Genomic DNA, 21,664 nt, shown 5'->3' on the forward strand with positions numbered 1-21,664 from the left:
GGCACCTGCGAGATCAGCACCCCGAGCGAGACCTGATCAGGACGCACCATCGGGCGATCCACCGCATCCGCTGTCATGACCGGTGATCCAAGCCATCACCACAACCGAAGTCACCACACCACGCCGAACAACCGGGCTACCAGCTCAACCAAGATCAACTTAAGCTACGCGGCATTGGGGCTTGGGGGCTCTCCGGGCAACGGCGCCGTAGCGAATCGTGAGGGAGGGCTGCCGTCGCCCGGAGAGCCCCCAAGCCAACAGCCACGCTATAGAAAAGCCCTCCGATGCCGACCGCTGCCGTCACAGCATCGGCTCGACGGTCGGGGCCACCAGCTCCGCCTACGGGCCGAGCACCGCAAACACCATGCTGAGCACGCCGCCCCCGCCAGGCTGACGCATCACCCGAGTGGCGAGCCCCACCACCCTTTTCCCAAGCATTCCGACACCACCCCTACCCACCACCCAGCCCCATCGCCGCGCAGCGGCAAGCATTCACCTCGACCAAGACGTACGCCGAAGGCGAAAGCAACCGGCATTGTTAAGTTCCCGCACCCCACCACCCACGTAGGCCTGCTGAACCGTACCGCCCAGCTTCGTCCCCAACGCGGCAGCCAGATCCCTCACCCGCCAGGTGACCGCCACCCCGACCAGCCACCCACCAGCCGGTGACCCAGCTCCATGCCGCCGGCAAGCTCGCCCGCAAGGGCGCGGGCAGGGGTGAGCAAGCAAGGCCGTAACTGCTCCTCCAGGCCCTGCTTGCTCACCCCTGCCCGCGCCCGTCCACCGCAAGCAAGTCCAACCCACCCAGCGAACCAGCCGCACCCACCAGCACCGGGAAAACACACCGGGGCCGGAGCCGCAGAGCGACCCCAACCCCGGTTCCCCAGACCATCACGTCAGCCGATGTGGAAACTTTCGCCATAGACAGCGAAGTCCAACGGCGTATTCAGGTCGAAATTGCTGTTGCTGAGGAAGCGACGCTGAGCTGTGTCCACACGAGAGGTGTCGGAATGCGCCTCCTCTTTTTTCATCTCGATCACGCGTTCGTCCAGGAAGGCGTTCAGCCAGGCGCGCTCGTCGCCGCCCTGCGCCGGGGGTTTCGCCCTCTTCAGGGCCTGGGTGCGGATGGCGCGCATTCCTTCGTAGCCGTGCATGACCGCCGCGTCGTAGTAGGCGAACTGGCCCAGCGCCCGCACCCCGTCGTTTTTACCGTCGCGCACTGACGGGTTGAAGTAGACCCTGTCTCGCTCTGCTTCTTGCGCCGCCTGGAAGCGGGTGTCGGCGGCTGCCGTGCGCCAGTCGTTCGTGAAGTTGGGGTCCAGCCCCGCGTGTGAGGCCGTCCCGTTGACGTTGCGCAGCGCCGGCAGGTATTTGGCCAGCACGTTTCCGGGCACCGCGTTGGTGTAGGCCTGCACGAGTTCCAGCATGTCGCCGGTGCCTGAGCAGAAGCCGATGATGCCCGCCGTGTAGCCGCGGCCGTCGCCGATGTCCTCGATGTAGCGGAACTGGGCCCGCCAGTCGAGCGACGAGTTCTCCGCCGCCGACACGAGTTGCATGGCTGCGTCTTTCTTGGCTGGGTTGTCCAAGTTGGTCCCCGTCGGTGCGGTGGTCGGCGGGGTGGTCGGTGCCGTCCCGCCGGGCAGGGTCCAATTCTGGTTGGCGGTTCCGGAGCACGTCCAGATCTGCAGGCGGGTGCCGTTGGCCGAGGTGTTGCCGGTGACGTCCAGGCACTTGCCGCTGCCCGTGTTGACCAGGGTGCTGCCCGCGACCGACCACTTCTGGGCGCCGGTGGCGTTGCAGTCGTACAGCTGGATCTTGGCTCCGTTGGTGGTTGCCGCGGCGGCGACGTCGAGGCATTTGCCGAGCGCCCGGATGCTGCCGTCGGTGTTGCCGACGGTCCATTGCTGGGCTCCGGAGTTGTTGCAGTCGTAGAGCTGGACGGCGGTGCCGTTGGCCGAGTTCGCACTGGCCACGTCGACACACTTGCCGCCCAGGCCCTTGATCGGACCGGCTGTCGCGGCACTGGCCGGAAGCAGCCCATAGATCAGGGCGGCTCCGGGGACGGCCAGGGCGACGGTGGCGTAGAGGACTCTCCTTGCGCGGATCATGGCTCTTCCGAGCGAGGGGGATTCGTGGGGATGGATCGCGCGATGAGGAGAGACGCTAGAACAGTTAAAAAGGTTTATCAATAGCCTTCGATCGACTCCTCTAGGCTGGCGGGCAGGTTGACGGCCGGACCTTGACACCCGTTGGCGGTCCGCCTACCGTCCCGGCTAACTGTTAGTCAGTTTGCCTATCGCCACATCGCACCGGGAGCCGCCGCCGTGACCCGTCTGGCTGGTTCGTCCAAACTGCTGCGCGCCATGAACGAGAGCGCGGCCCTGGCCCACCTGCTGGACCCCGGCATGCTCACGCGGGCCGATCTGCGCAAGCTCACGGCCCTGTCGACGCCGACGATCTCCGAGGTGCTGCGCCGGCTCACCGAGGCCGGCCTGGTCAACGTGGTCGGCCACAACAGTGGGCGCCCGGGGCCGAACGCCGAGATCTACAACGCCAACCCGGACGCGGCCTACGCGGCGGCCGTCTCGGTGCGTGACATCGGTGCCAGCGGCGCGCCCTCGGTGGTGGCCGCGCTGTGCGACCTCACCGGCGAGGTGCGCGGGCGGGTCGAGCAGCGCATCGACTTCCTCACCACCGACCCGCTGACCGCGCTGGTCGAGGTGGTGGCCCGGCTCCGCGAGGAGGCCGGCGTCCCGGCCGACCGGATCCGGCACGTGCAGTTCGGCGTGGCCGGCTCCTACGACCCGCACACCGAGACGATCCGGCACGTCGACGTGCCCGGCTTCGGGCGCACCGGCCTGGTGCCGCAGCTCGCGGCGGCACTGGGCACGCACGTCGGTGTCGACAACGACGTCAACCTGGCCGCGATCGCCGAGCGGCAGCGGGGCGTGGGCCGCGAGGCCGACGGCTTCGCCCTGCTCTGGCTGGGCGAGGAGGGCCTCGGTCTGGCCATCGACATGGCCGGCACGCTGATGCGCGGCGCGCGCGGCGGGGCCGGCGAGATCGGCTACATGCCGCTCTACTCACCCGATTCGTCGCACCGCAAGCTCGACCTGCAGGACCTGTTCGGCGGGGCCGCCATCCTCGAGCTGGCCCGGGACTGCGGCGTTCCCGGGCGCACTCCGGCCGAGGTGGTCCGGTCGGCCGCGGCCGAGCCGGCCAACGGTGGTGACTTCCTGATCGCGCTGGCCGACCGCATCGTGATCGGCCTGGCCGCGGTGATCGCCGTGCTCGACCCCTACCTGGTGGTGCTCTCCGGCCCGATCGCGCAGGCCGGCGGGGCGCCGCTGCTGTCCGCGGTGACCTTCGCGGTGCGCCGCGCGGCCCCGCTGGAGAGCTCGATCGCCGTGACCTCGATCGACGACGACGCGGTGCTGCTCGGCGCGCTCGACGCCGGGCTGATCGCGGTCCACGAAACCCTCATCGACACGATCCGCTCCTCTTAACCCTCATCTGAGAGGCCCACAGTGAACAAACGGCTCTCGCATGCCCTTTTTGCCCTAGCAACAGCCGCTTTGCTGACGACCGCCTGCACACCGGCTCCGAAAGAAAACAAGATCGCCGACCCCGGTACGGAGGTGTCCGGCACCGTCGAGCTGTGGCACTTCTTCACCGAGCGCGAGGCCGACGCCGTCGCGCAGGTCGTCAAGGACTTCGAAGGCAGCCACCCGAACATCAAGGTGACGATCAAGGCGGGTCAGGACGACTCCAAGGTCACCCAGGCCATCGGCGCGGGCAACGGCCCGGACGTCGGCCTCTCCTACTCCACCGACATCGTCGGCAAGTTCTGCTCGTCCGGCGCGTGGGTCGACCTCAAGCAGTACATCGATCGCGACAAAGTGGATCTGAACAAGCTCAACGCGACCACCCGCTCCTACACCGAGTTCCAGGGCAAGCGTTGCGCGATGCCGTTCCTGGCCGACGCGTACGGCATGTTCTACAACAAGGACCTGTTCGCCAAGGCCGGACTGGACGGGCCGCCCAAGACACTGGACGAGCTCACCGCGTACGCGAAGAAGTTGACCGTCAAGAACGCGGACGGGTCGCTCAAGACCGTCGGGTTCCTGCCGCTGTACGACTTCTACGAGAACGCCGCCTCGCACCTCGCACCGGCCGTCGGGGCCCAGTGGCTGACCGCCGACGGCAAGTCCGCGGTCGGCACCGACCCGGGCTGGAAGACGCTGCTGACCTGGCAGAAGGACCTCGTCGACTGGTACGGCTACGACAACCTGCAGAAGTTCCGGGCGAGTCTGGGCGACGAGTACAGCGCCGACAACGCGTTCCAGAAGGGGCAGGTCGCGATCAACATCGACGCCGAGTACCGCCTGGCCTTCGTCAAGGACCAGGCCCCCCAGCTCAAGTACGGGGTGGCGCCGATCCCGACGAGCGACGCGGCCCACTACGGCGGCGGCTACGTGACCGGCAACATCCTGGGGATCAGCAAGAACGCCAAGAATCCCGAGGCCGCCTGGGAGCTGATCAAGTATCTGACCACCGACGACAAAGCGGTCATCAAGCTTTCCGGGCTGCTCAAGAACATCCCGACCACCACCGCGTCGATCGCCGACCCGGGGCTCAACGCGGACGCCGACTTCAAGACGTTCATCGACATCTTCACCAACCCGAACTCGTCGACCACACCGCCGTCGGCCTCCGGTCCGGCCTATCAGGAGACGTTCGGGCAGTTCCTCAACAGTTACCAGGCGGGCAAGATCAAGGATCTCGACGCCGGCCTCACCGACGCCGACAAGCAGGTCAACAGCGTCATGACGCTGGGCGGCTGACCGAGATGGCGGCCAAACCCTGGGGCGTACGGGTCCGGAGAGGTGCCACCACACTCTCGTTCCTCGCGCCGGCGCTGATCGGCATCGCGGTGTTCTTCCTGTACCCCCTGGGTTCGGCGGTCTACTTCTCGTTCACGAAGTTCGACCTGCTCTCGGTCCCGCAGTGGGTCGGGCTGGACAACTACCGGCGGATGGCCGACGACCCGTTCCTGCTCCAGTCGATCCGCAACACCCTGTGGATGGTCGTGGTCTTCGTGCCGGTGCGGATCATCGGCGCGATCGGGCTGTCGATGCTGCTCACCCAGTTGCGGCGTGGTGCCGGGTTCTTCCGCACGCTGTTCTATCTGCCCGCGCTGGTCCCGCCGGTGGCCGCCACCATCGCGTTCGTCTACCTGCTCAAGCCGGGCACCGGACCGGTCAACCACTTCCTGGCGACGATCGGCATCGAGGGCCCGCTCTGGTTCAACTCGCCGGCCTGGGCCAAGCCGTCGCTGGTGCTGCTCGGCCTGTGGGCGATCGGCGATCTCATGGTGATCTTCCTGGCCGCCGTGCTGGGTGTGCCGTCCAGCCTCTACGAGGCCGCGTCGCTGGACGGCGCCAACGCCTGGCAGCGATTCCGGTCGATCACGCTGCCGACGATCCAGCCGGTGGTGCTGTTCGCCGCGGTCACCGGCGTGATCTACACGTTGCAGTACTTCGACCAGGCCGCGGTGGCCGGCTCGATCGCCAGCGGGCAGGCCACCGTGGGCGGCGGGATCTCGTCGAACTTCGGCTTCCCGGAGGGCTCGACCTTCACCTACCCACTTTGGCTCTACACCGTGGGCTTCCGGTACAGCGCCCTGGGCTACGCGAACGCGCTGGCTATCGGGCTCTTCGTGGTCGCGCTGGGGTCACCCTGATCCTGCTGCGCCGGGCCAAGGCCTTCTCCGGGGAGGAATCGTGACGGCCGTACTCGACCCGCCCGCGGTGCTGACCGCGCCGACGCCGGACCGGCGGATCAAGCGGCAGCGGCGGATGGCCTGGATCGCCAAGCACAGCATCGCGATCGCGATCAGCGTCATGTTCGTGACGCCGGTGGTCTACCTCGTGCTGCTCTCGCTGATGACCAGCGACCAGGCGCTGACCGCCGACTACTGGCCCAACTCGTGGCACCCGGAGAACTACGTCCGGGTCTTCGAGGTGACCCCGCTGCCGCGCTATCTGCTCAACACGGTCATCTACGCGGTGTCCTCGACGGTCCTCGTGCTGCTGTCGAGCGTTCCCGCCGCGTACGCGCTGGCGAAGTTGAAGTTCCGGGGCAGCAACGCGCTGTTCCTGCTGGTGATCTGCGTGATGATGCTGCCGCCGCAGGTCGTCACGGTGCCGCTCTATCTGATGTGGGCCAACGCCGGCCTGACCGGTTCGCTGTGGCCGCTGATCGTGCCCGCGCTGTTCGGCGACGCGTTCTGCATCTTCCTGCTGCGTCAGTTCCTGCTCACCATCCCGAGCGAGTATCTCGACGCGGCCCGGGTCGACGGCTGCGGCGAGTGGCGCACGCTGCTGCGGGTGGTGCTGCCGATGGCCCGTCCCGGCATCGCGGCGGCCGGGCTGTTCCAGTTCTTCTACTGCTGGAACGACTATTACGGCCCGCTCCTCTACACCAGCGAGAACGAGAGCGCGTGGACCCTGTCTCTCGGGCTCGCGTCGTTCCACAGTGTTCATCACGTGGACTGGAACCTGGTCACGGCGGCAACGGTGCTGGCGATGGCCCCGCTCATTGTCATTTTCTTCTTCGCCCAGCGTGCCTTCGTCCAAGGCATCACACTGACGGGATTCAAAGGTTGAAGATCGCAGTCATCGGGGGCGGCTCGACGTACACCCCCGAACTGGTCGACGGGTTCGCCCGGCTCGGCTCCATGGTCACCGAGCTGGTGCTGATCGACCCGGCGGCCGACCGCCTCGAGATCGTGGGCGCGTTCTCCGCCCGCATCCTCGAGCACCACGGTCACCCGGCCAAAATCTGGTGGACCACCGACCTCGACGCGGGGGTGACCGACGCCGATGTGGCCGTCATTCAGTTGCGTGTCGGCGGCCAGCAGGCCCGCATCGGTGACGAGACGTTCCCGCTCGGCTGCGGTTGCGTCGGCCAGGAGACGACCGGGGCCGGCGGGCTGGCCAAGGCCCTGCGGACGGTGCCGGTCGTCCTCGACGTGGCCGAGCGGATCCGCCGCCGGGCCAAGCCGGGCGCCTGGATCGTCGACTTCACCAACCCGGTCGGCATCGTCACCCGCGCCCTGCTCGACGCGGGCCACCGCGCCGTCGGTCTGTGCAACGTGGCGATCGGCTTCCAGCGGCGCTTCGCCGGCCACCTGGGCGTCGACCCCTCCGCGGTCACCCTCGAACACGTCGGCCTCAACCACCTGACCTGGGAACGAGCCGCCTATGTGGACGGTGTCGACCGGCTGCCGGAGCTGCTCGGCACGCACCTGGCCGACCTGGCCGCCGAGGTCGACCTGCCCGAACAGGTGCTGCGGACCCTGGGCAACGTCCCGTCCTACTACCTGTCGTACTTCTATGCCCACGACCGGCACGTCCGCCAGCTGCTGGAAGGACCCACGCGCGGGCAGCGGGTGGCCGAGATCGAGGCCACGCTGATCGAGATGTACCGCGACGTGTCGCTGGTCGAGAAGCCCGCCCTGCTCGGCGAACGCGGCGGCGCCTACTACTCCGAGGCCGCCGTCGGCTTGATCGCCTCCCTGCACGGTCACGACGACCGAGCCGTCCACTCGGTCAACGTCCGCAACGAGGGCACGCTGGCGTTCCTGCCCGACGACGCCGTCATCGAGGTGTCGGCCCGGGCCACCACCGAGGGCCCCTCGGTGCTCCCGGTCAACCCGCTCCCACCGGACCTGGCCGGCCTGGTCGCGCACGTCTGGGGGTACGAGGAGCTCGCGCTCGACGCGGCCCTGCGAGGCGGGCGCGAGCGGGTCTACCACGCCCTGCTGGCCCACCCACTGGTCGGACAGCACGAGAAGGCCGACCAGCTGACCGACCGGTTGATCGCCAGCGGCCGGGCCCATCTCGCGTGGGCCCGATGAGAGCGCTCTATCTGGCCGTCGACGGGGGCAACTCCAAGACCGACGTGGTGCTGGGGACGGCCACGGGGGAGGTGCTGGCGTACGTCCGCGGCGGCACGTCGTCGCCGCACAACATCGGCCTGGCCGGCACGGTCACCGTCCTCGACCAGCTGATCCAGGCCGCGCGGGCCCGGGCCGGGCTCGCCCCCGGGACGCCGGTCGACGTGGTCGCGGCCTACCTGGCCGGCGCCGACCTGCCGGCCGAGGTGGCGGAGCTGCAGACCGCGCTCACCGCCCGGGCGTGGGCGCTGGACACCATTGTGGACAACGACTGCTTCGCCCTGCTGCGCTCGGGCACCTCGATGCCCGACGCGGTCACCGTGGTCTGCGGCGCGGGCACCAACTGTGCCGGCCGCGCCGCCGACGGCCGTACGGCCCGGTTCGTCGCCCTGGGTCCGATCTCCGGCGACTGGGGCGGTGGCCACGACCTGGCCGAGCAGACCCTGCGCCTGGCCGCCCGGGGCGAGGACGGACGCGGCCGGCCGACCGCGCTGAGCGCCGCGGTGGCCGCCCACTTCGAGCGCCCGACAGTCGAGGCGGTCTCGATCGCCCTGCACCTGGGCGAGATCCCGCGCGACGAGATTCCCCGGCTCTCGCACCTGCTCTTCGAGGTAGCCGCGGCCACCGGCGACGAGGTGGCGGCCGAGCTGATCACCCGCCAGGCCGAGGAGATCCTGGCCCAGCACCGGGTGGCCGCCACCCGCCTGGACCTGCTGGATCGCCCGCACACGCTGGTGCTGGGGGGCAGCGTGCTCCGGGCCCAGCACCCGCAGCTGCACGGTCGGGTGGTGGCCGGCGCTCTCGGTCAGGCCCCCAAGGTGGAGATCACCGTGCCGGACATCCCGCCGGTCGTCGGCGCGGCTCTGCTCGCCGTGGACGCCCTCGGTCAGTCCGCCGAGGCCGAGGCGCGGCTGCGGGCTGCCCTCGACAACGCGGAACCCGAGCGCGCCGACCGGCTCATCGCCGGGTGAGCACGCGGCGGCCGGCTCATCGCGGCGGCCGGCTCATCGCGGCGGCCGGCTCATCGCGGCGGCCGGCTCATCGCGGCGGCCGGCTCATCGCCGGGTGAGCACCAGCAGTTCGGCCACCGCGGCCAGGACCATGGCGGCGACCAGCGACACGATGCCGCCGACCACCGCATAGACGACCAGGACCAAGGGGGCGACGAAGCCGATGTAGGCCGCCCCGGCCAGCGGACGGTTGTGGGCCCGTAGCCGGCTCAGGGCCGCGCCGACCGGCTCGGGCACCGTCCGCCGGAGCCCGATGAGGAGGCCGATCACGATCAGCACGCCCACCAGACCGGCCCAGACCTGCGAGATCCCGTCGCTGGAGAGCGTCATGAGCCCAGCCATGACACCGGCGATCAAGGTGGCGTTGGCGCCGTAGACCACTGCCTGACGCACCGCGGCGGCCGACGGCTCGGACGGGTCGAGCACCGGGCCCGACGGCTTGCTGATCGACGGCTCGGCGGCCCAGCTGCCCGAGCCGCGCTGGGGCTCCTCTTTCGGCTCGGGCCGGTCGGGTGCCTGGTAGGCCCGCGGGAACGGCTCGGGGTAGTCGCCCACCTGCTCCTCCCGCACGTCCGGCTCGGCCTGGGCCTGAGCCGACAGCGTCGCCTCGTCGGCCAGTGCCTCGAGAGCCTTGGCCCAGCGCCGGCGTTCGAATCGGACGATGCCCATGTCGTGCTGGGCGTCCCCGATCGCCGGGTCGAGATCAAGAGATTGCGTGTACGCCCGCTGGGCCAGATCGAACAGCCGGAGCCGAGCCGCCACGACCGCCAGGACCAGATGCGCCTCGGCGTCGGCGGGCGCGATCCGCACCGCGTTCCAGGCCGCGTTCAGGGCCTCCTGGCCGTTACGCGACTCGCTGAGCAGAGCCGCGCCCGTCCGCTGGGCATACGCGTCGGCCGGCCACTGCGCGAGGATCCCCGAGGCCACCCGGGCGGCGTCGCCGTATTTCTGGCTGTCGGTGAGCGCCATGGCCCGGACGACCAGGTTGGTGATGGTGTCGGGGGCGGCCGCCACGGCTTTCTCGGCGGCGCGCAGGGCCTCGGCCGGTTGCTCGGCGGCCAGGTGGATGCGGGCCAGCGTGGCCAGCAGGCCGGGTTCATCGGGCGCGGCCGTCAGACCCGCGGCGACCTCCTGGGCGGCCTCGTCATACCGTCCGAGGTCGGCGAGCAGGAGAGCACGCTGGCGGTATTCCTCCGGCGTGGTCTCTGGTTCCAGGGGCGCGGCCACACTTCGAGCGTAGGCGCTACCACGAAATAGCGTGTCCCGGGGTGAGCCGCGTCCGTCAGCCGCCCGTGGCGAGCGGTCACCAGCCCTGTCCGCCGGGCCGCGAGGTCGCCGAATCGCCGGGCCGCGAGACCGCCGGGCTCGCCGGGTCGCGATGCCGGCGACGAACAGCACGGGCGACAGCGTGCGCGGTCGCCGGGCCGCCGGGCCGCCGGGCCGGGGGCTCGCCCGGTCGCCGGGCTCGCCGGGCCGCGGGGGCGCGGGGCCGGGGGGGCGCGGGGCCGGGGGGCGCGGGGCCGGGGGTCGCGGGGTTGCGGGGCCGGGGCCGCCGGGTCGCCGGGGCCGTCGGCCGCGCTCAGTCGCGGGTGATCAGGGCGATGGCTGTTGCGGCGAGGCCCTCGCCACGGCCGGTCAGTCCCAGGCCGTCGGTCGTGGTGCCGGAGACGGTGACCGGCGCACCCACCGCGCCGGAGAGCACGTCCTGGGCCTCGGTGCGGCGCTTGCCGATCTTGGGATGATTGCCGATCACCTGGATCGAGACGTTCACGATCTCGAACGATGCCGCCCGCACGAGCCGCGCCGTCTCGGTCAGCAGGGCCACACCCGAGGCACCCGCCCACTCGGGCCGCGACGTGCCGAAATTACTGCCGAGATCACCCAGCCCCGATGCCCCGAACAACGCGTCGCAGGCCGCGTGCGCCGCCACGTCGGCGTCGGAGTGCCCGGCCAGCCCGGTCTCCCCCGGCCACAGCAACCCCGCCACCCAGCAGGGCCGCCCCGGCTCGAAGGCGTGCACATCCGTCCCGATCCCGACCCGCTGGTTGATCACGCGGTCAGGTTACTGGGGCAGGTGCAGGAGGGCCTCGGCCAGGATCAGATCGAGCGGACGAGTGATCTTCATCGACAGGTCGGAGCCGGGAACGCAGGTGACCGGGAGCCCGGCTTTCTCGACCAGGCCGGCGTCGTCGGTCAGCGGGTCGGCCGCGGCCGCGTGGGCCTCGGCCAGCACGCTGTGGCGGAAGCCCTGCGGAGTCTGCACGCTGCGCAGCACCGAGCGGTCGACCGTGCCCAGCACGGTCTCGTCAGGGGTGACTTCCTTGATGGTGTCGACCACGGGCAGCACCGGGATGACCGCGGGATGCCCCGCGCGCACGGCCGCCGCCACCGACTCGATCACCGCGGGCGGGGTCAGAGCACGAGCAGCGTCGTGGACGAGCACGATGCCGACCTCGGGCGGCACGACGGCCAGAGCCCGGGAGACGGATTCCTGTCGCTCGGCCCCGCCGGCCACCACGGTGACCGGCGCGACCGGCGCCAGAAGTGCACGAACCGCCTCGATCTCGGCCGTCGGAGCGGCGACCACGATGAGACGGACCGACGGGGAGGCGGCCACCCGGCGAACCGCGTGGACGAGCAGCGGTTCCCCGGCGAGCAGGCGCAGAGCCTTGGGTCCGCCGGGACCGAGCCGTAGGCCGGCACCCGCCGCAGGAACCAGGACCGCGACGTCACCGCGGGCATTGAGCTTCGCGGTCACGTCGCGGTCCTGTGGTTCAAGGTGGGGGTGTGGATCAGGCCTCGGTGAGGACCTTGTCGAGGAGAACCTCAGCCTCGTCCTTGGTGCTCTTTTCCGCCAGAGCGACCTCACCGACCAGGATGTCGCGAGCCTTCGCGAGCATGCGCTTCTCTCCGGCCGAGAGACCACGCTCGCGCTCACGACGCCACAGGTCACGAACAACCTCGGCAACCTTGAGAGGATTGCCGGAGGCAAGCTTCTCGAGGTTGGCCTTGTAACGCCGCGACCAGTTGGTCGGCTCCTCGGTGTGCGGAGCGCGGAGGACGTCGAAGACCTTGCCCAGGCCCTCCTCGCCAACCACTTCGCGCACGCCGACGATCTCGGCGTTCTCAGCGGGCACCCGCACGGTCAGATCGCCCTGAGCGACGCGCAGCACGAGATACTGCTTTTCTTCGCCCTTGATGACCCTTGTTTCGATTGCCTCGATGAGTGCGGCCCCGTGGTGGGGGTAAACAACGGTCTCGCCGACACTGAAAACCATAGGTTCGAAGCCCCTTTCGCTGTGTCTAGGGTAACACGCTCAGGCAGCTATGTCCTGCCCAGCCGGTCACTGTTAGTGCAGCTCAGAGGCCCTGTGATGGGCGTTTCTGCGGCTTGACAGACGGGCCGGGAGCTGCCTCAGTGACGCTGGGTGATCGTTTGGTGACGGCAATAGCGTGCGAGTCGGATATTTCGCACCTACGGCGTTTGTGAGGTCAAGCTTATCGCTAAGGTCCGGAAGCGCGCACTACTGGCGGTCGGGGCCCGGGTGAGGAAGGCTGGGGTGCAAGGTCCCCGACCGAAGAGCGACTGGGTCGGCCCGGGGGGAGGGTGAGTCATGGCTGGTGCGAGCGACAACGGCGGATGGTCGTCGGATGGCGGTTCGCCCGACGATCTGCCCGACCTGCCCGAGGAGTGGGGCGTCATCGTCATCCCGGACGACTTGTCCGAGCTGTCCGACGAGGTCGACGCCATCCGGGCCGAGTTGCGCCTGTCCGATCCACCGACCCGCTGGCAGCGGTTCCTGCGCCGGCCCGCGATGCGCCGGGTGCGCCGGGTCGCCACCACCGCGCTGCGGGCCCCGGTCCTGATCATCTCGCTCGCCGTGCTGGTCACCGTGGCCAGCCTCTTCGCCTCGGCGTGGCCCGGCCCGCCTCGCCAGCCGGTGGTCCAGCGCACAGCCACCTCGAGCCCTGAGCGCGCCACGACCCTGCCCGCGCTCGAACTGCTGGCGTCCGACGGCCAGACGGTTCCGCTGCGGGGCCGGCTACCGGCGGTCATCCTGCTGGTCGACGGGTGCGACTGCACCGGGCTGATCTCCGACACGATCGACGCGGTCGGCCCCGAGATCGCCGTGATCACCGTGACCGCCGCGACGGCTTCGGCGTCCGCCGCCGGCACCCCGCCGACCGGCGCCACGCCCCCGGCCAACGGCAAGACCGTGCGCATGCTCAACGACCCGGCCGGCAGCCTGCGCGACCACCTGCGCCTCACCGCCCCCGACACCACGGCCGCCGCCGTGCTGGTCGACCGCCGCACCAACATCATCCGCGTGGTCCCGCGCACGCTCTCGATCGAAGACTTCCGCTCCGACCTGGCCCGGCTCTGACCCCTGGCCCGGTCCTCGCCGATCAGACCGGGCGGCGGCTGGGTTGGGCGGCGGCTCGCGCCCCGGGGATCGGCAGGGGGCGTCAGCTGACGACGCGCTGCAGGGAGTAGCGGAAGACGACCGGGCCGACGTCGCCGACCACGACGTGCAGGCGCATCGCGTCGCCCAGGCCGACCTTGAAGCTGTCGGGCGCGCGGTCTTCCGAGCAGCGCAGGCCCAGACCCGAGTCGCGGCCGGTCTGGCTGAGGCTGACCCGCACGAACGATTCCGGTCCACCGCGACAGATCAGCGACACCTGGTATTCGCCCGTCTCGACGGAGGTCTCGAAGGACTGGTCGACGCCCGCCTGAAGCGTCATCGTGCTCGCGTCGGCCTGGGTGTCGGAGTCGGGCAGCTCCCGCTCCACGGCCGCCCGCCACGCCTCGACCTCGTCGTTGCCGCGGTCGGGCGGGGCGGACAGGAACCACCAGGTCGCCCCGCCGGCGACCAGCAGCGCGGCCGCCGCATAGAGCACCGCGCCGCGTTCCCGCTCACCTCTCACATCGTGACTGTAGAGGCCTCGAGCAGCGTCCCGTAGAGCGTGAGCCCGGGCCCGAAGGCCAGCATCACCACCCGTCGCGGCGGGTGAGCCCGGCGGCGCAACGCGTCGAGCACCAGCAACACGGTCGGCGACGAGCAGTTCCCGTACGCCGAGAGGACGCCCCGGGACGCGTCGAGCGCCTCGTCATCGAGACCGAGTTGTTGCTGAACGACGTCCAGAATCTTGGGGCCGCCCGGGTGGATCGCCCAGCCGTCGACCTCGCCGATGCTCAGCCCATGCCGGCCCAGCAGATCATCGACCAGTTTGCGGACGTGCAGCTCGAGCACCGCGGGCACACGGGGCGACAGCCCCATGCGGAAGCCCAGGTCGGTCACCTCCCACGTCATGTGGTCGGCCGTGGTGGTGTCGGTGACCGCGGTGACGTCGCACAGGGTGTAACCCGGACCGTCCGGGGTGAGCACCACCGCGGCCGCGGCGTCGGAGAAGAGCGCGTGCGACACGATCTGCTGGAGGTCGGTCCGGGTGCTCGCCGGCTGCAGGTGCAGGCTGGTCAGCTCGGCGCAGAGCAGCAGCGCCGGCCGGCCCCGGGCGACCACGAAGTCGGCCACTGAACCGAGCCCGGGCAGCGCCGCGTAGCAGCCCATGTGCCCGATGAAGAGCCGCTGCACGGTCGGCGACATGCCCAGGTCGCGAGCGAGCAGGATGTCCAGGCCCGGAGTGGCGTAGCCGGTGCAGGAGCAGACCGCGAAGAGGCCGAGCTCGTCGGCCCGGACGCCGGCGTCGGTCAGGGCCCGCTCCACCGCCTCCTTGCCGAGCGGCACGGCCTCGACCTGGTAGCGGCGCATGCGCTGCTCGGTCGACCACTCCGAGACGTCCTCGAGCAGGGGGCTGACCGCCGCCTGCCGGGTGCGCACGCCGGAGTTGGCGAAGATCCGCTTGCCGAGCGCGCGCTTCTCGGGGGTGTAGTGCTTCGCGAAGAAGCCTTCCCATAGTTCGTCCTGCACGGCAGGCGGCGGCAGAGCTGTTCCCAGCCCTGCGATGGTCGCGTAGCGATTCACTTGTGCCTCCCCGGCCTGAACCCCGCCGCCCCTGCCCTGATCGATACAGCGTTACCAGCGCGGCGCTGAGCCTTCCGAATCCGCGTCGCCGCCGAGGGCATCTACCCCCAGCCAATCGGCACACACATCACTGGTAGCCGGTTGTAGTGATCCGGCTCTCGCGTCCCGATAGAGACGCTCCAGCGGGTGGCCGCGGCGCATCGCGGACGTGCCCGCCGCCTCCAGCATCGAGGCGGCCACCTCGGCCGCGGTCGTGCCGGCCAGCAGCTTGGCCCGCCACACCCAGCGGTTGGTCTCGGCCTCGCCGGGCTGCTCGTCGACCCGGCGGGCGGCCTCCAGGACGGCCAGGTGGGCCGCGGCGACGGCGGCGTCGGCCCGGCCGATCCGCGACCGGATGGCCGGCAGGTGGCCGAGCTTGCGCTCGTTGACGTGCTCGACGGCGGCGTCGACCGCGGCCCGGGCCACCCCGACGTAGACGGCGGCGTAGCTGGCCACCATCCAGTGCGGGGCCAGCTGGGCCACGACCAGGGCCAGGCCCTCGACCCCGCCCAGCAGGGCGCCGGCCGGGACGGTGACGTCGACGTGCAGGTCGTGCGAACCGGTGGCCCGCATGCCGAGCGCGTCCCACGTCTCTTCCACGCGCAGACCTTCACCGGCGGGCACGAGGAACTGCGAGACCTGGCTGGGGTCGGCGACGCTGCGCGCGGCGACCAGGTAGGCGTCCGCGTGCCCGGCCCCGGAGCAGAACGTCTTGGAGCCGCGGATCCGGTAGCCCCCGTCGACGGCCTCGTAGGAGGTGGTGAGCTGGGACAGGCGGGAGCCGGCGCCGCGCTCGCTCATCGCCACCGCGTACCACTTGCCGTCGGCCGCCGCCCGGAGCGCGTCGTCGCGGGCCTGGAGGGCCTCGGGCGGCAGACCCAGGGCGTCGGCCAGCTCGTCGGTGACGCCGGCCAGGGCGCCGGTCACCGAGGCGTGCATGTTGAAGATCAAGGCGGTGGCGCCGTTGCCCCGGGCCAGCTCGTGCGCGGTCGCCGCGTACTCGGCGAAGCTCGCGCCGGAACCACCCAGCCGGGCCGGGACCATCAGGCCGAACAGGCCCGCGTCGCGCAGGTCGGCGAAGTCGTCGGCCGGAAAGCTGCCCTCCCGATCGTGGGTGGCGGCGCGGGCCGCGAACCGGGGCGCGAGCCGGCGGGCTTCCGTGGTCATGCGTACTCCTCTGCCTTGCGGCCGCGGCCCTGATAGAGGACGGCGGTGGAGCGGGTGGGGACGATCCGGCCCAGGGGACGGCCGTTGGGCTCTCGGCGCGGTCCGAGCCAGCGCAGCAGTCCGGGCATGCTCGGCCGGGCGCCGCGCACCTCCAGCCGTACGCCGTGGGAAGCGCACTCCGCGGTCAGCCGGCGCGGATCGACGAAGAGCGCGGGATCGTGGAGCCCCACCGGGGCGAGGCCGATCAGCTCGCCCAGGGTGACCGTCACGAAGCGGCTGAGCGGGTTGTCGTTGACGGTGTCGAGCACGAGCAGCCCGCCCGGCTTGAGCACCCGGCACAGCTCGGCGACGGTGCCCGGCAGGTCGGTGACGTGCTCGAGGATCTCGCCGGCGGCCACCACCTCGGCCGAACCGGTGGCCAGCGGCAGCGCCGTCACGTCGGCCCGGACCGGCCGGACCCCGCGGGTGGCCGCGTGGGTCAGCCCCGACGCGCGCAGGTCGACGCCGATGTGCCGATAGCCCTTGCCGGCCACATGCGGGGCGAGCAGGCCCCCGCCGCAGCCGGCGTCGACGAGCACCGCCCCCGCGAACGGCGCCGGCGGGATCAGCCGGGCGCGGGCCTCGGCCAGCCAGTGCAGCAGTTCGAAGTCGCCGCCCGGGCGCCACCACTCGCCCGCCAGGTCGTCGTACTGACGCGGGTCGTTACGCGGCATCGACGGCATGTGATCGAGCGTGGCATGACTACGGCACACCCGCCACACTGCTCGCATGTCCCGAGCCTTGGCAGTGATCAAGTCGTCCCATCCGGAGCCCGGTGGCGCGGTCACCGTGGCGATGACTCTGCTGGCGATCGGGGTGGGTCACCGCGGCTGGTCGATCCTGGGCGTCTTCGCCGCGGTGGGCGCGACCCAGCTCGCGGTGGGCTGGGTCAACGACTGGCTCGACGCCGACCGCGACCGGGTCACCGGGCGCACCGACAAACCGGTCGCCTCGGGCGCGGTCTCGCGGCGGACGGTCGGGGTCGCGGGGCTCGTCGCCGCGCTGGCCATCCCCCTGCTGGGGCTGCCGTTCGGACTGTGGCCGACGATTCTGATCACCCTGGTCGGCATCTTCGCCCTGCTCTACGACTGGCCGCTGAAGTCGACCGCGTTGTCGGTGGTGCCTTATGTGGTGGCGTTCGGGCTGCTGCCGGCTTTCGTCGTGGTGGCGCTGCCGGGCCATCCCGCGCCGCCGGTGTGGCTGGTCGCGGCGGGTTCGCTGCTCGGCGCCGGCGCGCACTTCGCCAACGTGTTGCCCGACCTCGCTGATGATGCGGCAACGGGCGTACGTGGTCTGCCTCACCGCCTGGGCGAGACCGGATCGGCGATCGTGGCCGCGCTGCTCCTTCTGGCGGCGACCCTCACGCTGGTCTTCGGACCGGCCGGGCCACCGTCATGGCCGGGCTGGGTGGGGGCCGCGGCCGCCGTCGTGGTGCTTCCGCTGGGGTGGGCGGCCACCAGGCGGGCCAAGGGACGGGGGGTGGCCATGTTCCGGGCGGTGATCGTCGTCGCCCTCATCGACGTCCTGCTGCTCATCTTCAGCGGCCGGGTGGTGTGATTGGACGGGTCGCCGCACGCGCTCGATCGCCGACCTTTAGGCTGAGCCTGTTTGAGGTGTCGAGCTTCATCAGCTTGGAGGATCGTGATGCGCTCGCTGGGAACCCGTCGTGTCGCCCTGGCCGCGGGTGCCGCCACGGTCGCCGCGATGGCGCTGGGCGGCTGCTCGGCCGGTCAGGTGGCCGAGACCGCGCTCCTGCAGTCCCCGATCTCGGGTCTCAACACGCAGAGCCCCGACGGCCGCGTGCTGATCCGCAACCTCCAGGTGGTCTACAACGACCCCGAGGGCTACCCGGCCAACGGTGACGCCTCGCTCGAGATGGCGCTGTTCAACCAGACCACCGAGCCGGTCACCGTCCTGATCAGCAGCAAGCCGCTGCAGAACGAGACCGAGGGCATCGTGTCGGCCCGCCAGATCGGCCTCACCGGTGGGGCCGCGGCCGCGTCGCCGAGCCCCAACCCCGAGCCCTCGGGCAGCCGGCCGTCGACCGACGAGCAGCCCGGCGGGGTCAACCAGCCGTCGGTGCAGCCGAGCCTGCCCAGCGCGCCCGCGTCCGCCCCGGCGGCCGAGGCGCTGCAGCCGGCCCGCATCACCCTCCCGCCCCTGAGCAGCGCGACGTTCCTGCCCGAGGACGATCAGAAGGTCTTCGCCACCGGCCTGAGCGACGAGCTCAAGCCAGGCAACTCGCTGAGCCTGGTGTTCGAGATCAGCGGCTACTCGCAGCCGCTCGAGATCCAGGCGCCGTTCGCCATCCCGCTGTCGCCGGCCTCGCGCGCGCCGGTGGAAGTCGAGGAGCAGGAGTAAGAACTGTCGTACCGCCCCGCTAGCTTTGCGGGGTGACAACGTCCCGCACGTCGGCCAAGGCCGCTCGCCCCACTTACGTCTGTGACGCCTGCGGCCACCAGCCGCCCAAGTGGCTGGGTCGCTGTCCCGAGTGCGGCGAGTGGGGCTCGGTCATCGAGTCCGCCGTGACCACCCCGCTCGGCGCCGGCCGGGTGGTCAGCTCGCGCATGCCGGCCGAGCCCGCACGTCCGATCGCCACGATCAGCGCCGCCCCGGCCCGCGCCGTGCCGACCAACGTGAGCGAGCTCGACCGGGTGCTCGGTGGCGGTCTGGTGCCCGGCGCGGTCGTGCTGCTGGCCGGCGAGCCCGGTGTGGGCAAGTCCACTCTGCTGCTCGACGTGGCTCAGCAGTGGGCCGCCCACTCGGGCACACCGTCGCTCGTGGTCAGTGGTGAGGAGTCGGTGAGCCAGGTCCGCCTGCGCGCCGAGCGCATGGGCACGCTGCACGACCGGCTGTATCTGGCATCCGAGAGCGACCTCGGTGCCGTGCTGGGCCACCTCGACGCGGTCAAGCCCGGCCTCCTGGTGCTCGACTCGGTGCAGACGATCTCGGCCCCGGGCACCGAGGGCGTCCCCGGCGGCGTCACCCAGGTCCGCGCGGTCACGGCCGCCCTGGTCGGCGTGGCCAAGGAGCGCGGCATCGCCACCGTCCTGGTCGGCCACGTCACCAAGGACGGTCAGGTCGCCGGCCCACGGGTGCTCGAGCACCTGGTCGACGTGGTGCTGCATTTCGAGGGTGACAAGCATTCGTCGCTGCGGCTCGTGCGCGGGGTGAAAAACCGTTACGGCGCGGCCGACGAGGTGGGCTGCTTCGAGATGAACGAGAGCGGCATCGCCAGCCTGCCCGACCCGTCCGGCCTCTTCCTGACCCGATACTCCGAGCCCGTCCCCGGCACGTGTGTGACGGTGGCCATGGAGGGCCGCCGCGCGCTGGTCACCGAGGTGCAGGCGCTGATCGGGGCCGAGGTGCAGGGCTCCCCCCGGCGTACTGTCTCCGGCCTCGACAGTGCCCGCCTGGCCATGGTGCTGGCCGTGCTCGAGCGCCGCACCAAGCAGCTCAAGCTCTACAACCGTGAGGTCTTCGCGGCCACGGTCGGCGGCATCCGGCTCACCGAGCCGTCGGCCGACCTGGCGATGGCGCTCGCGGTCGCGTCCGGTGGTCTCGACCTCGCGATGGCACCCCACCTGGCGGCGATCGGCGAGGTCGGGCTGACCGGCGAGATCCGGCGGGTCGGGGCGGTCGGGCGACGGCTCGCCGAGGCGGCCCGGCTCGGCTTCAAGGTGGCGCTGGTCCCGCCCGGCTGTGCCACCGAGGGCCCCAAGGGCATGGAGGTCATCGAGGTGAGCGATCTGCGCTCGGCTCTGCAGTCGGCGGCGCGCGCCTCGGCCGCCTCCGGTGGTGACCGACGGTGAGTTTTGATCACGCTACGGAGCATTCATCGAACCACGGCTCGTTGCGCTGGATGACAGTCCGTAGAATGTCCAGGTGCCGCTCGACCGCGATGGTTCCAAACCCGCTGCCGCCAGCCCGACGCCCCGACCCGGCGTCAACGGGTCGGCGCATCGTCCGGCGGCCTCCACCGCCGGGCCCGGCCTCACGGGCGGCGGGGTGACCGCCGATCCGCTCCGCGCCAATCTGGCCCTCATGGCGCCGGGCACCGCCCTGCGCGACGGGCTCGAACGCATCCTGCGCGGGCGCACCGGCGCGCTGATCGTGCTCGGGCACGACGCCGTGGTCGAGAGCATCTGCACCGGCGGCTTCCCGCTCGATGTCGAGTTCTCCGCGACCCGCCTGCGAGAGCTGTGCAAGATGGACGGCGCGGTTGTGCTGTCGAGCGACGGAACCCGCATCGTGCGGGCCGCCGTCCACCTGATGCCCGACCCGGCCATCCCGTCGGAGGAGTCGGGCACCCGCCACCGGACGGCCGAGCGGGTGGCCAAGCAGTCCGGCTTCCCGGTCATCTCGGTGAGCCAGTCGATGCACATCATCGGCCTCTACGTGAACGGTCAGCGGCACGTCCTGGACGACTCTGCGGCCATCCTGTCGCGGGCCAACCAGGCGCTGGCCACCCTCGAGCGCTACAAGCTGCGCCTCGACGAGGTCTCCGGCACCCTGTCCGCCCTGGAGATCGAAGATCTGGTCACCGTGCGTGACGCGGTCGCGGTCGTCCAGCGGCTCGAGATGGTTCGCCGCATCGCCGACGAGATCTCCGGCTACGTGGTCGAGCTGGGCACCGACGGCCGGCTGCTGGCCCTGCAGCTCGACGAGCTGATGGCCGGCGTCGACTCCGACCGCACCCTGGTGATCCGCGACTATCTGCCCACCGGTCGCAAGTCCCGCACGCTCGACGAGGCGCTGGTCGAGCTCGACCTGCTGACCGCGACCGAGATGATCGACCTGGTGGCCGTGGCCAAGGCGATCGGCTATCCCGGCGCCAGCGACTCGCTCGACGCCGCCGTCTCCCCGCGCGGTTTCCGCCTGCTGGCCAAGGTGCCGCGCCTGCCCACCCAGATCGTCGACCGCCTGGTCGACCATTTCGGCAGCCTCCAGCGCCTGCTGGGCGCCACCGTCGAGGACCTGCAAGCAGTCGATGGCGTGGGCGACGCGCGGGCCCGGGGTGTGCGCGAGGGCTTGTCCCGCCTGGCCGAGGCCTCCATTCTCGAGCGCTACGTCTGACCGTCCGGCGGTGCGTCTGCCCTGGGCCGGGTGGCCGCGGCCGGGGTGGTGTTCGCCTATCGCATGGGCGTCCACGTGACGCAGCTGCTGGTCGGCGGGCTCGAACCCTATCCGCTGTCCGCCTATTTCGTCTCGCTGACCGTCCTCGACGCCGCCGTGGTCGTCCTGCTTCTGCGCCGACCGGCCGCGGGCCTGGTTCTCGGCGCGACAGTTCTGGCCACCGACGCGCTGGCCAACTACGTGGTTGACCGGTCCGAGGCAATCACCCCGGGCCGGGCCGGCCAGGCGGTGATCAGCATCCTGACCGTCGCGTTGATCGCCGCTTTACCCCGGACACTGGGCGCGATCCACGGCCGGGCCTAAACCGATCGCGCCGAGCCGAAACCGGC

At 71.0% G+C, this 21,664-nt stretch carries 21 protein-coding genes; 12 read left to right on the forward strand and 9 right to left on the reverse strand.

Annotation, left to right across the window (positions count from 1 at the left end; all coding sequences use genetic code 11):
* Positions 1 to 896: 896 nt before the first annotated feature.
* Positions 897 to 2,108 (reverse strand): chitosanase, encoded by a 1,212-nt coding sequence (locus NAG42_RS44140; protein ID WP_284045527.1) that lies wholly within the window; start codon positions 2,106 to 2,108, stop codon positions 897 to 899.
* 216 nt (positions 2,109 to 2,324) lie between these two features.
* Between NAG42_RS44140 and NAG42_RS17955 the strand changes: the two genes are divergently transcribed.
* The 6 genes from NAG42_RS17955 to NAG42_RS17980 all read left to right on the forward strand — a co-directional run bounded on the left by NAG42_RS17955 (position 2,325) and on the right by NAG42_RS17980 (position 8,931).
* A complete protein-coding gene (locus NAG42_RS17955) occupies positions 2,325 to 3,506 on the forward strand; it encodes an ROK family transcriptional regulator (protein WP_250031459.1) in 1,182 nt (393 codons plus the stop codon).
* Between the two features lie 69 nt (positions 3,507 to 3,575).
* Positions 3,576 to 4,844, forward strand: a complete 1,269-nt coding sequence (locus NAG42_RS17960) for an ABC transporter substrate-binding protein (protein WP_250031460.1) — start codon at positions 3,576 to 3,578, stop codon at positions 4,842 to 4,844.
* A 5-nt stretch (positions 4,845 to 4,849) separates the two neighbouring features.
* Positions 4,850 to 5,743 (forward strand): carbohydrate ABC transporter permease, encoded by an 894-nt coding sequence (locus NAG42_RS17965; RefSeq protein WP_250031461.1) that lies wholly within the window; start codon positions 4,850 to 4,852, stop codon positions 5,741 to 5,743.
* Between the two features lie 40 nt (positions 5,744 to 5,783).
* The gene (locus NAG42_RS17970) at positions 5,784 to 6,668 is read left to right on the forward strand and encodes a carbohydrate ABC transporter permease (protein ID WP_250031462.1); all 885 of its coding nucleotides are present in this window, start codon (positions 5,784 to 5,786) and stop codon (positions 6,666 to 6,668) included.
* Positions 6,665 to 7,921 carry a family 4 glycosyl hydrolase gene (locus NAG42_RS17975; RefSeq protein ID WP_250031463.1) on the forward strand — a complete coding sequence of 419 codons (1,257 nt, stop codon included), beginning with the start codon at positions 6,665 to 6,667 and terminating at the stop codon, positions 7,919 to 7,921. Before NAG42_RS17970 ends, NAG42_RS17975 begins: the two co-directional genes overlap by 4 nt.
* The gene (locus tag NAG42_RS17980) at positions 7,918 to 8,931 is read left to right on the forward strand and encodes an N-acetylglucosamine kinase (RefSeq protein WP_250031464.1); all 1,014 of its coding nucleotides are present in this window, start codon (positions 7,918 to 7,920) and stop codon (positions 8,929 to 8,931) included. Before NAG42_RS17975 ends, NAG42_RS17980 begins: the two co-directional genes overlap by 4 nt.
* An 84-nt stretch (positions 8,932 to 9,015) precedes the next feature.
* On the opposite strand, the gene NAG42_RS17985 is transcribed toward NAG42_RS17980, so the two are convergent.
* The 4 genes from NAG42_RS17985 to NAG42_RS18000 form a co-directional block, all read right to left on the reverse strand.
* The gene (locus tag NAG42_RS17985; RefSeq protein ID WP_250031465.1) at positions 9,016 to 10,197 is read right to left on the reverse strand and encodes a tetratricopeptide repeat protein; all 1,182 of its coding nucleotides are present in this window, start codon (positions 10,195 to 10,197) and stop codon (positions 9,016 to 9,018) included.
* Positions 10,198 to 10,549: 352 nt separating this feature from the next.
* The gene (ispF, locus tag NAG42_RS17990; protein WP_250031466.1) at positions 10,550 to 11,023 is read right to left on the reverse strand and encodes a 2-C-methyl-D-erythritol 2,4-cyclodiphosphate synthase; all 474 of its coding nucleotides are present in this window, start codon (positions 11,021 to 11,023) and stop codon (positions 10,550 to 10,552) included.
* 9 nt (positions 11,024 to 11,032) lie between these two features.
* Positions 11,033 to 11,728, reverse strand: coding sequence for a 2-C-methyl-D-erythritol 4-phosphate cytidylyltransferase (gene ispD, locus NAG42_RS17995; protein ID WP_250031467.1), 696 nt, complete (start codon positions 11,726 to 11,728; stop codon positions 11,033 to 11,035).
* 34 nt (positions 11,729 to 11,762) lie between these two features.
* Positions 11,763 to 12,248, reverse strand: a complete 486-nt coding sequence (locus NAG42_RS18000) for a CarD family transcriptional regulator (RefSeq protein WP_030443670.1) — start codon at positions 12,246 to 12,248, stop codon at positions 11,763 to 11,765.
* A gap of 336 nt (positions 12,249 to 12,584) precedes the next feature.
* Here NAG42_RS18000 and NAG42_RS18005 point away from each other — a divergent pair, with 336 nt between their 5' ends.
* Complete coding sequence (locus tag NAG42_RS18005; RefSeq protein ID WP_250031468.1) at positions 12,585 to 13,355, forward strand: hypothetical protein; 771 nt, start codon at positions 12,585 to 12,587, stop codon at positions 13,353 to 13,355.
* An 82-nt stretch (positions 13,356 to 13,437) separates the two neighbouring features.
* On the opposite strand, the gene NAG42_RS18010 is transcribed toward NAG42_RS18005, so the two are convergent.
* From NAG42_RS18010 to NAG42_RS18025, 4 genes are read right to left on the reverse strand one after another with little or no spacing between them, the layout of a single operon-like run.
* On the reverse strand, positions 13,438 to 13,896 hold the full coding sequence (locus tag NAG42_RS18010) for a DUF6023 family protein (protein WP_250031469.1): 459 nt from the start codon (positions 13,894 to 13,896) through the stop codon (positions 13,438 to 13,440).
* The gene (locus NAG42_RS18015) at positions 13,893 to 14,954 is read right to left on the reverse strand and encodes a type III polyketide synthase (protein ID WP_250031470.1); all 1,062 of its coding nucleotides are present in this window, start codon (positions 14,952 to 14,954) and stop codon (positions 13,893 to 13,895) included. The genes NAG42_RS18010 and NAG42_RS18015 overlap by 4 nt, the downstream gene beginning before the upstream one ends.
* 51 nt (positions 14,955 to 15,005) lie before the next feature.
* Positions 15,006 to 16,160: an acyl-CoA dehydrogenase family protein gene (locus tag NAG42_RS18020; protein WP_250031471.1), complete on the reverse strand. Its 1,155-nt coding sequence runs from the start codon at positions 16,158 to 16,160 to the stop codon at positions 15,006 to 15,008.
* Entirely contained in the window at positions 16,157 to 16,882 is a 726-nt protein-coding gene (locus NAG42_RS18025; protein ID WP_250031472.1) for a methyltransferase domain-containing protein, read from the reverse strand. Before NAG42_RS18025 ends, NAG42_RS18020 begins: the two co-directional genes overlap by 4 nt.
* Before the next feature lie 46 nt (positions 16,883 to 16,928).
* On the opposite strand from NAG42_RS18025, the gene NAG42_RS18030 reads away from it, so the two are divergent.
* From NAG42_RS18030 to NAG42_RS18050, 5 genes are all read left to right on the forward strand, one after another.
* Positions 16,929 to 17,756, forward strand: coding sequence for a UbiA family prenyltransferase (locus NAG42_RS18030; RefSeq protein WP_250031473.1), 828 nt, complete (start codon positions 16,929 to 16,931; stop codon positions 17,754 to 17,756).
* 87 nt (positions 17,757 to 17,843) lie between these two features.
* Entirely contained in the window at positions 17,844 to 18,560 is a 717-nt protein-coding gene (locus NAG42_RS18035; RefSeq protein WP_250031474.1) for a hypothetical protein, read from the forward strand.
* Between the two features lie 32 nt (positions 18,561 to 18,592).
* Positions 18,593 to 20,011, forward strand: coding sequence for a DNA repair protein RadA (radA, locus tag NAG42_RS18040; RefSeq protein WP_250031475.1), 1,419 nt, complete (start codon positions 18,593 to 18,595; stop codon positions 20,009 to 20,011).
* A 73-nt stretch (positions 20,012 to 20,084) separates the two neighbouring features.
* The gene (disA, locus tag NAG42_RS18045; RefSeq protein WP_250031476.1) at positions 20,085 to 21,275 is read left to right on the forward strand and encodes a DNA integrity scanning diadenylate cyclase DisA; all 1,191 of its coding nucleotides are present in this window, start codon (positions 20,085 to 20,087) and stop codon (positions 21,273 to 21,275) included.
* 30 nt (positions 21,276 to 21,305) lie between these two features.
* Positions 21,306 to 21,638, forward strand: a complete 333-nt coding sequence (locus tag NAG42_RS18050) for a hypothetical protein (RefSeq protein WP_250031477.1) — start codon at positions 21,306 to 21,308, stop codon at positions 21,636 to 21,638.
* The last annotated feature ends 26 nt before the right edge of the window (positions 21,639 to 21,664 follow it).

The organism is Paractinoplanes maris, assembly GCF_023544465.1.
Taxonomy (GTDB): domain Bacteria; phylum Actinomycetota; class Actinomycetes; order Mycobacteriales; family Micromonosporaceae; genus Actinoplanes; species Actinoplanes maris.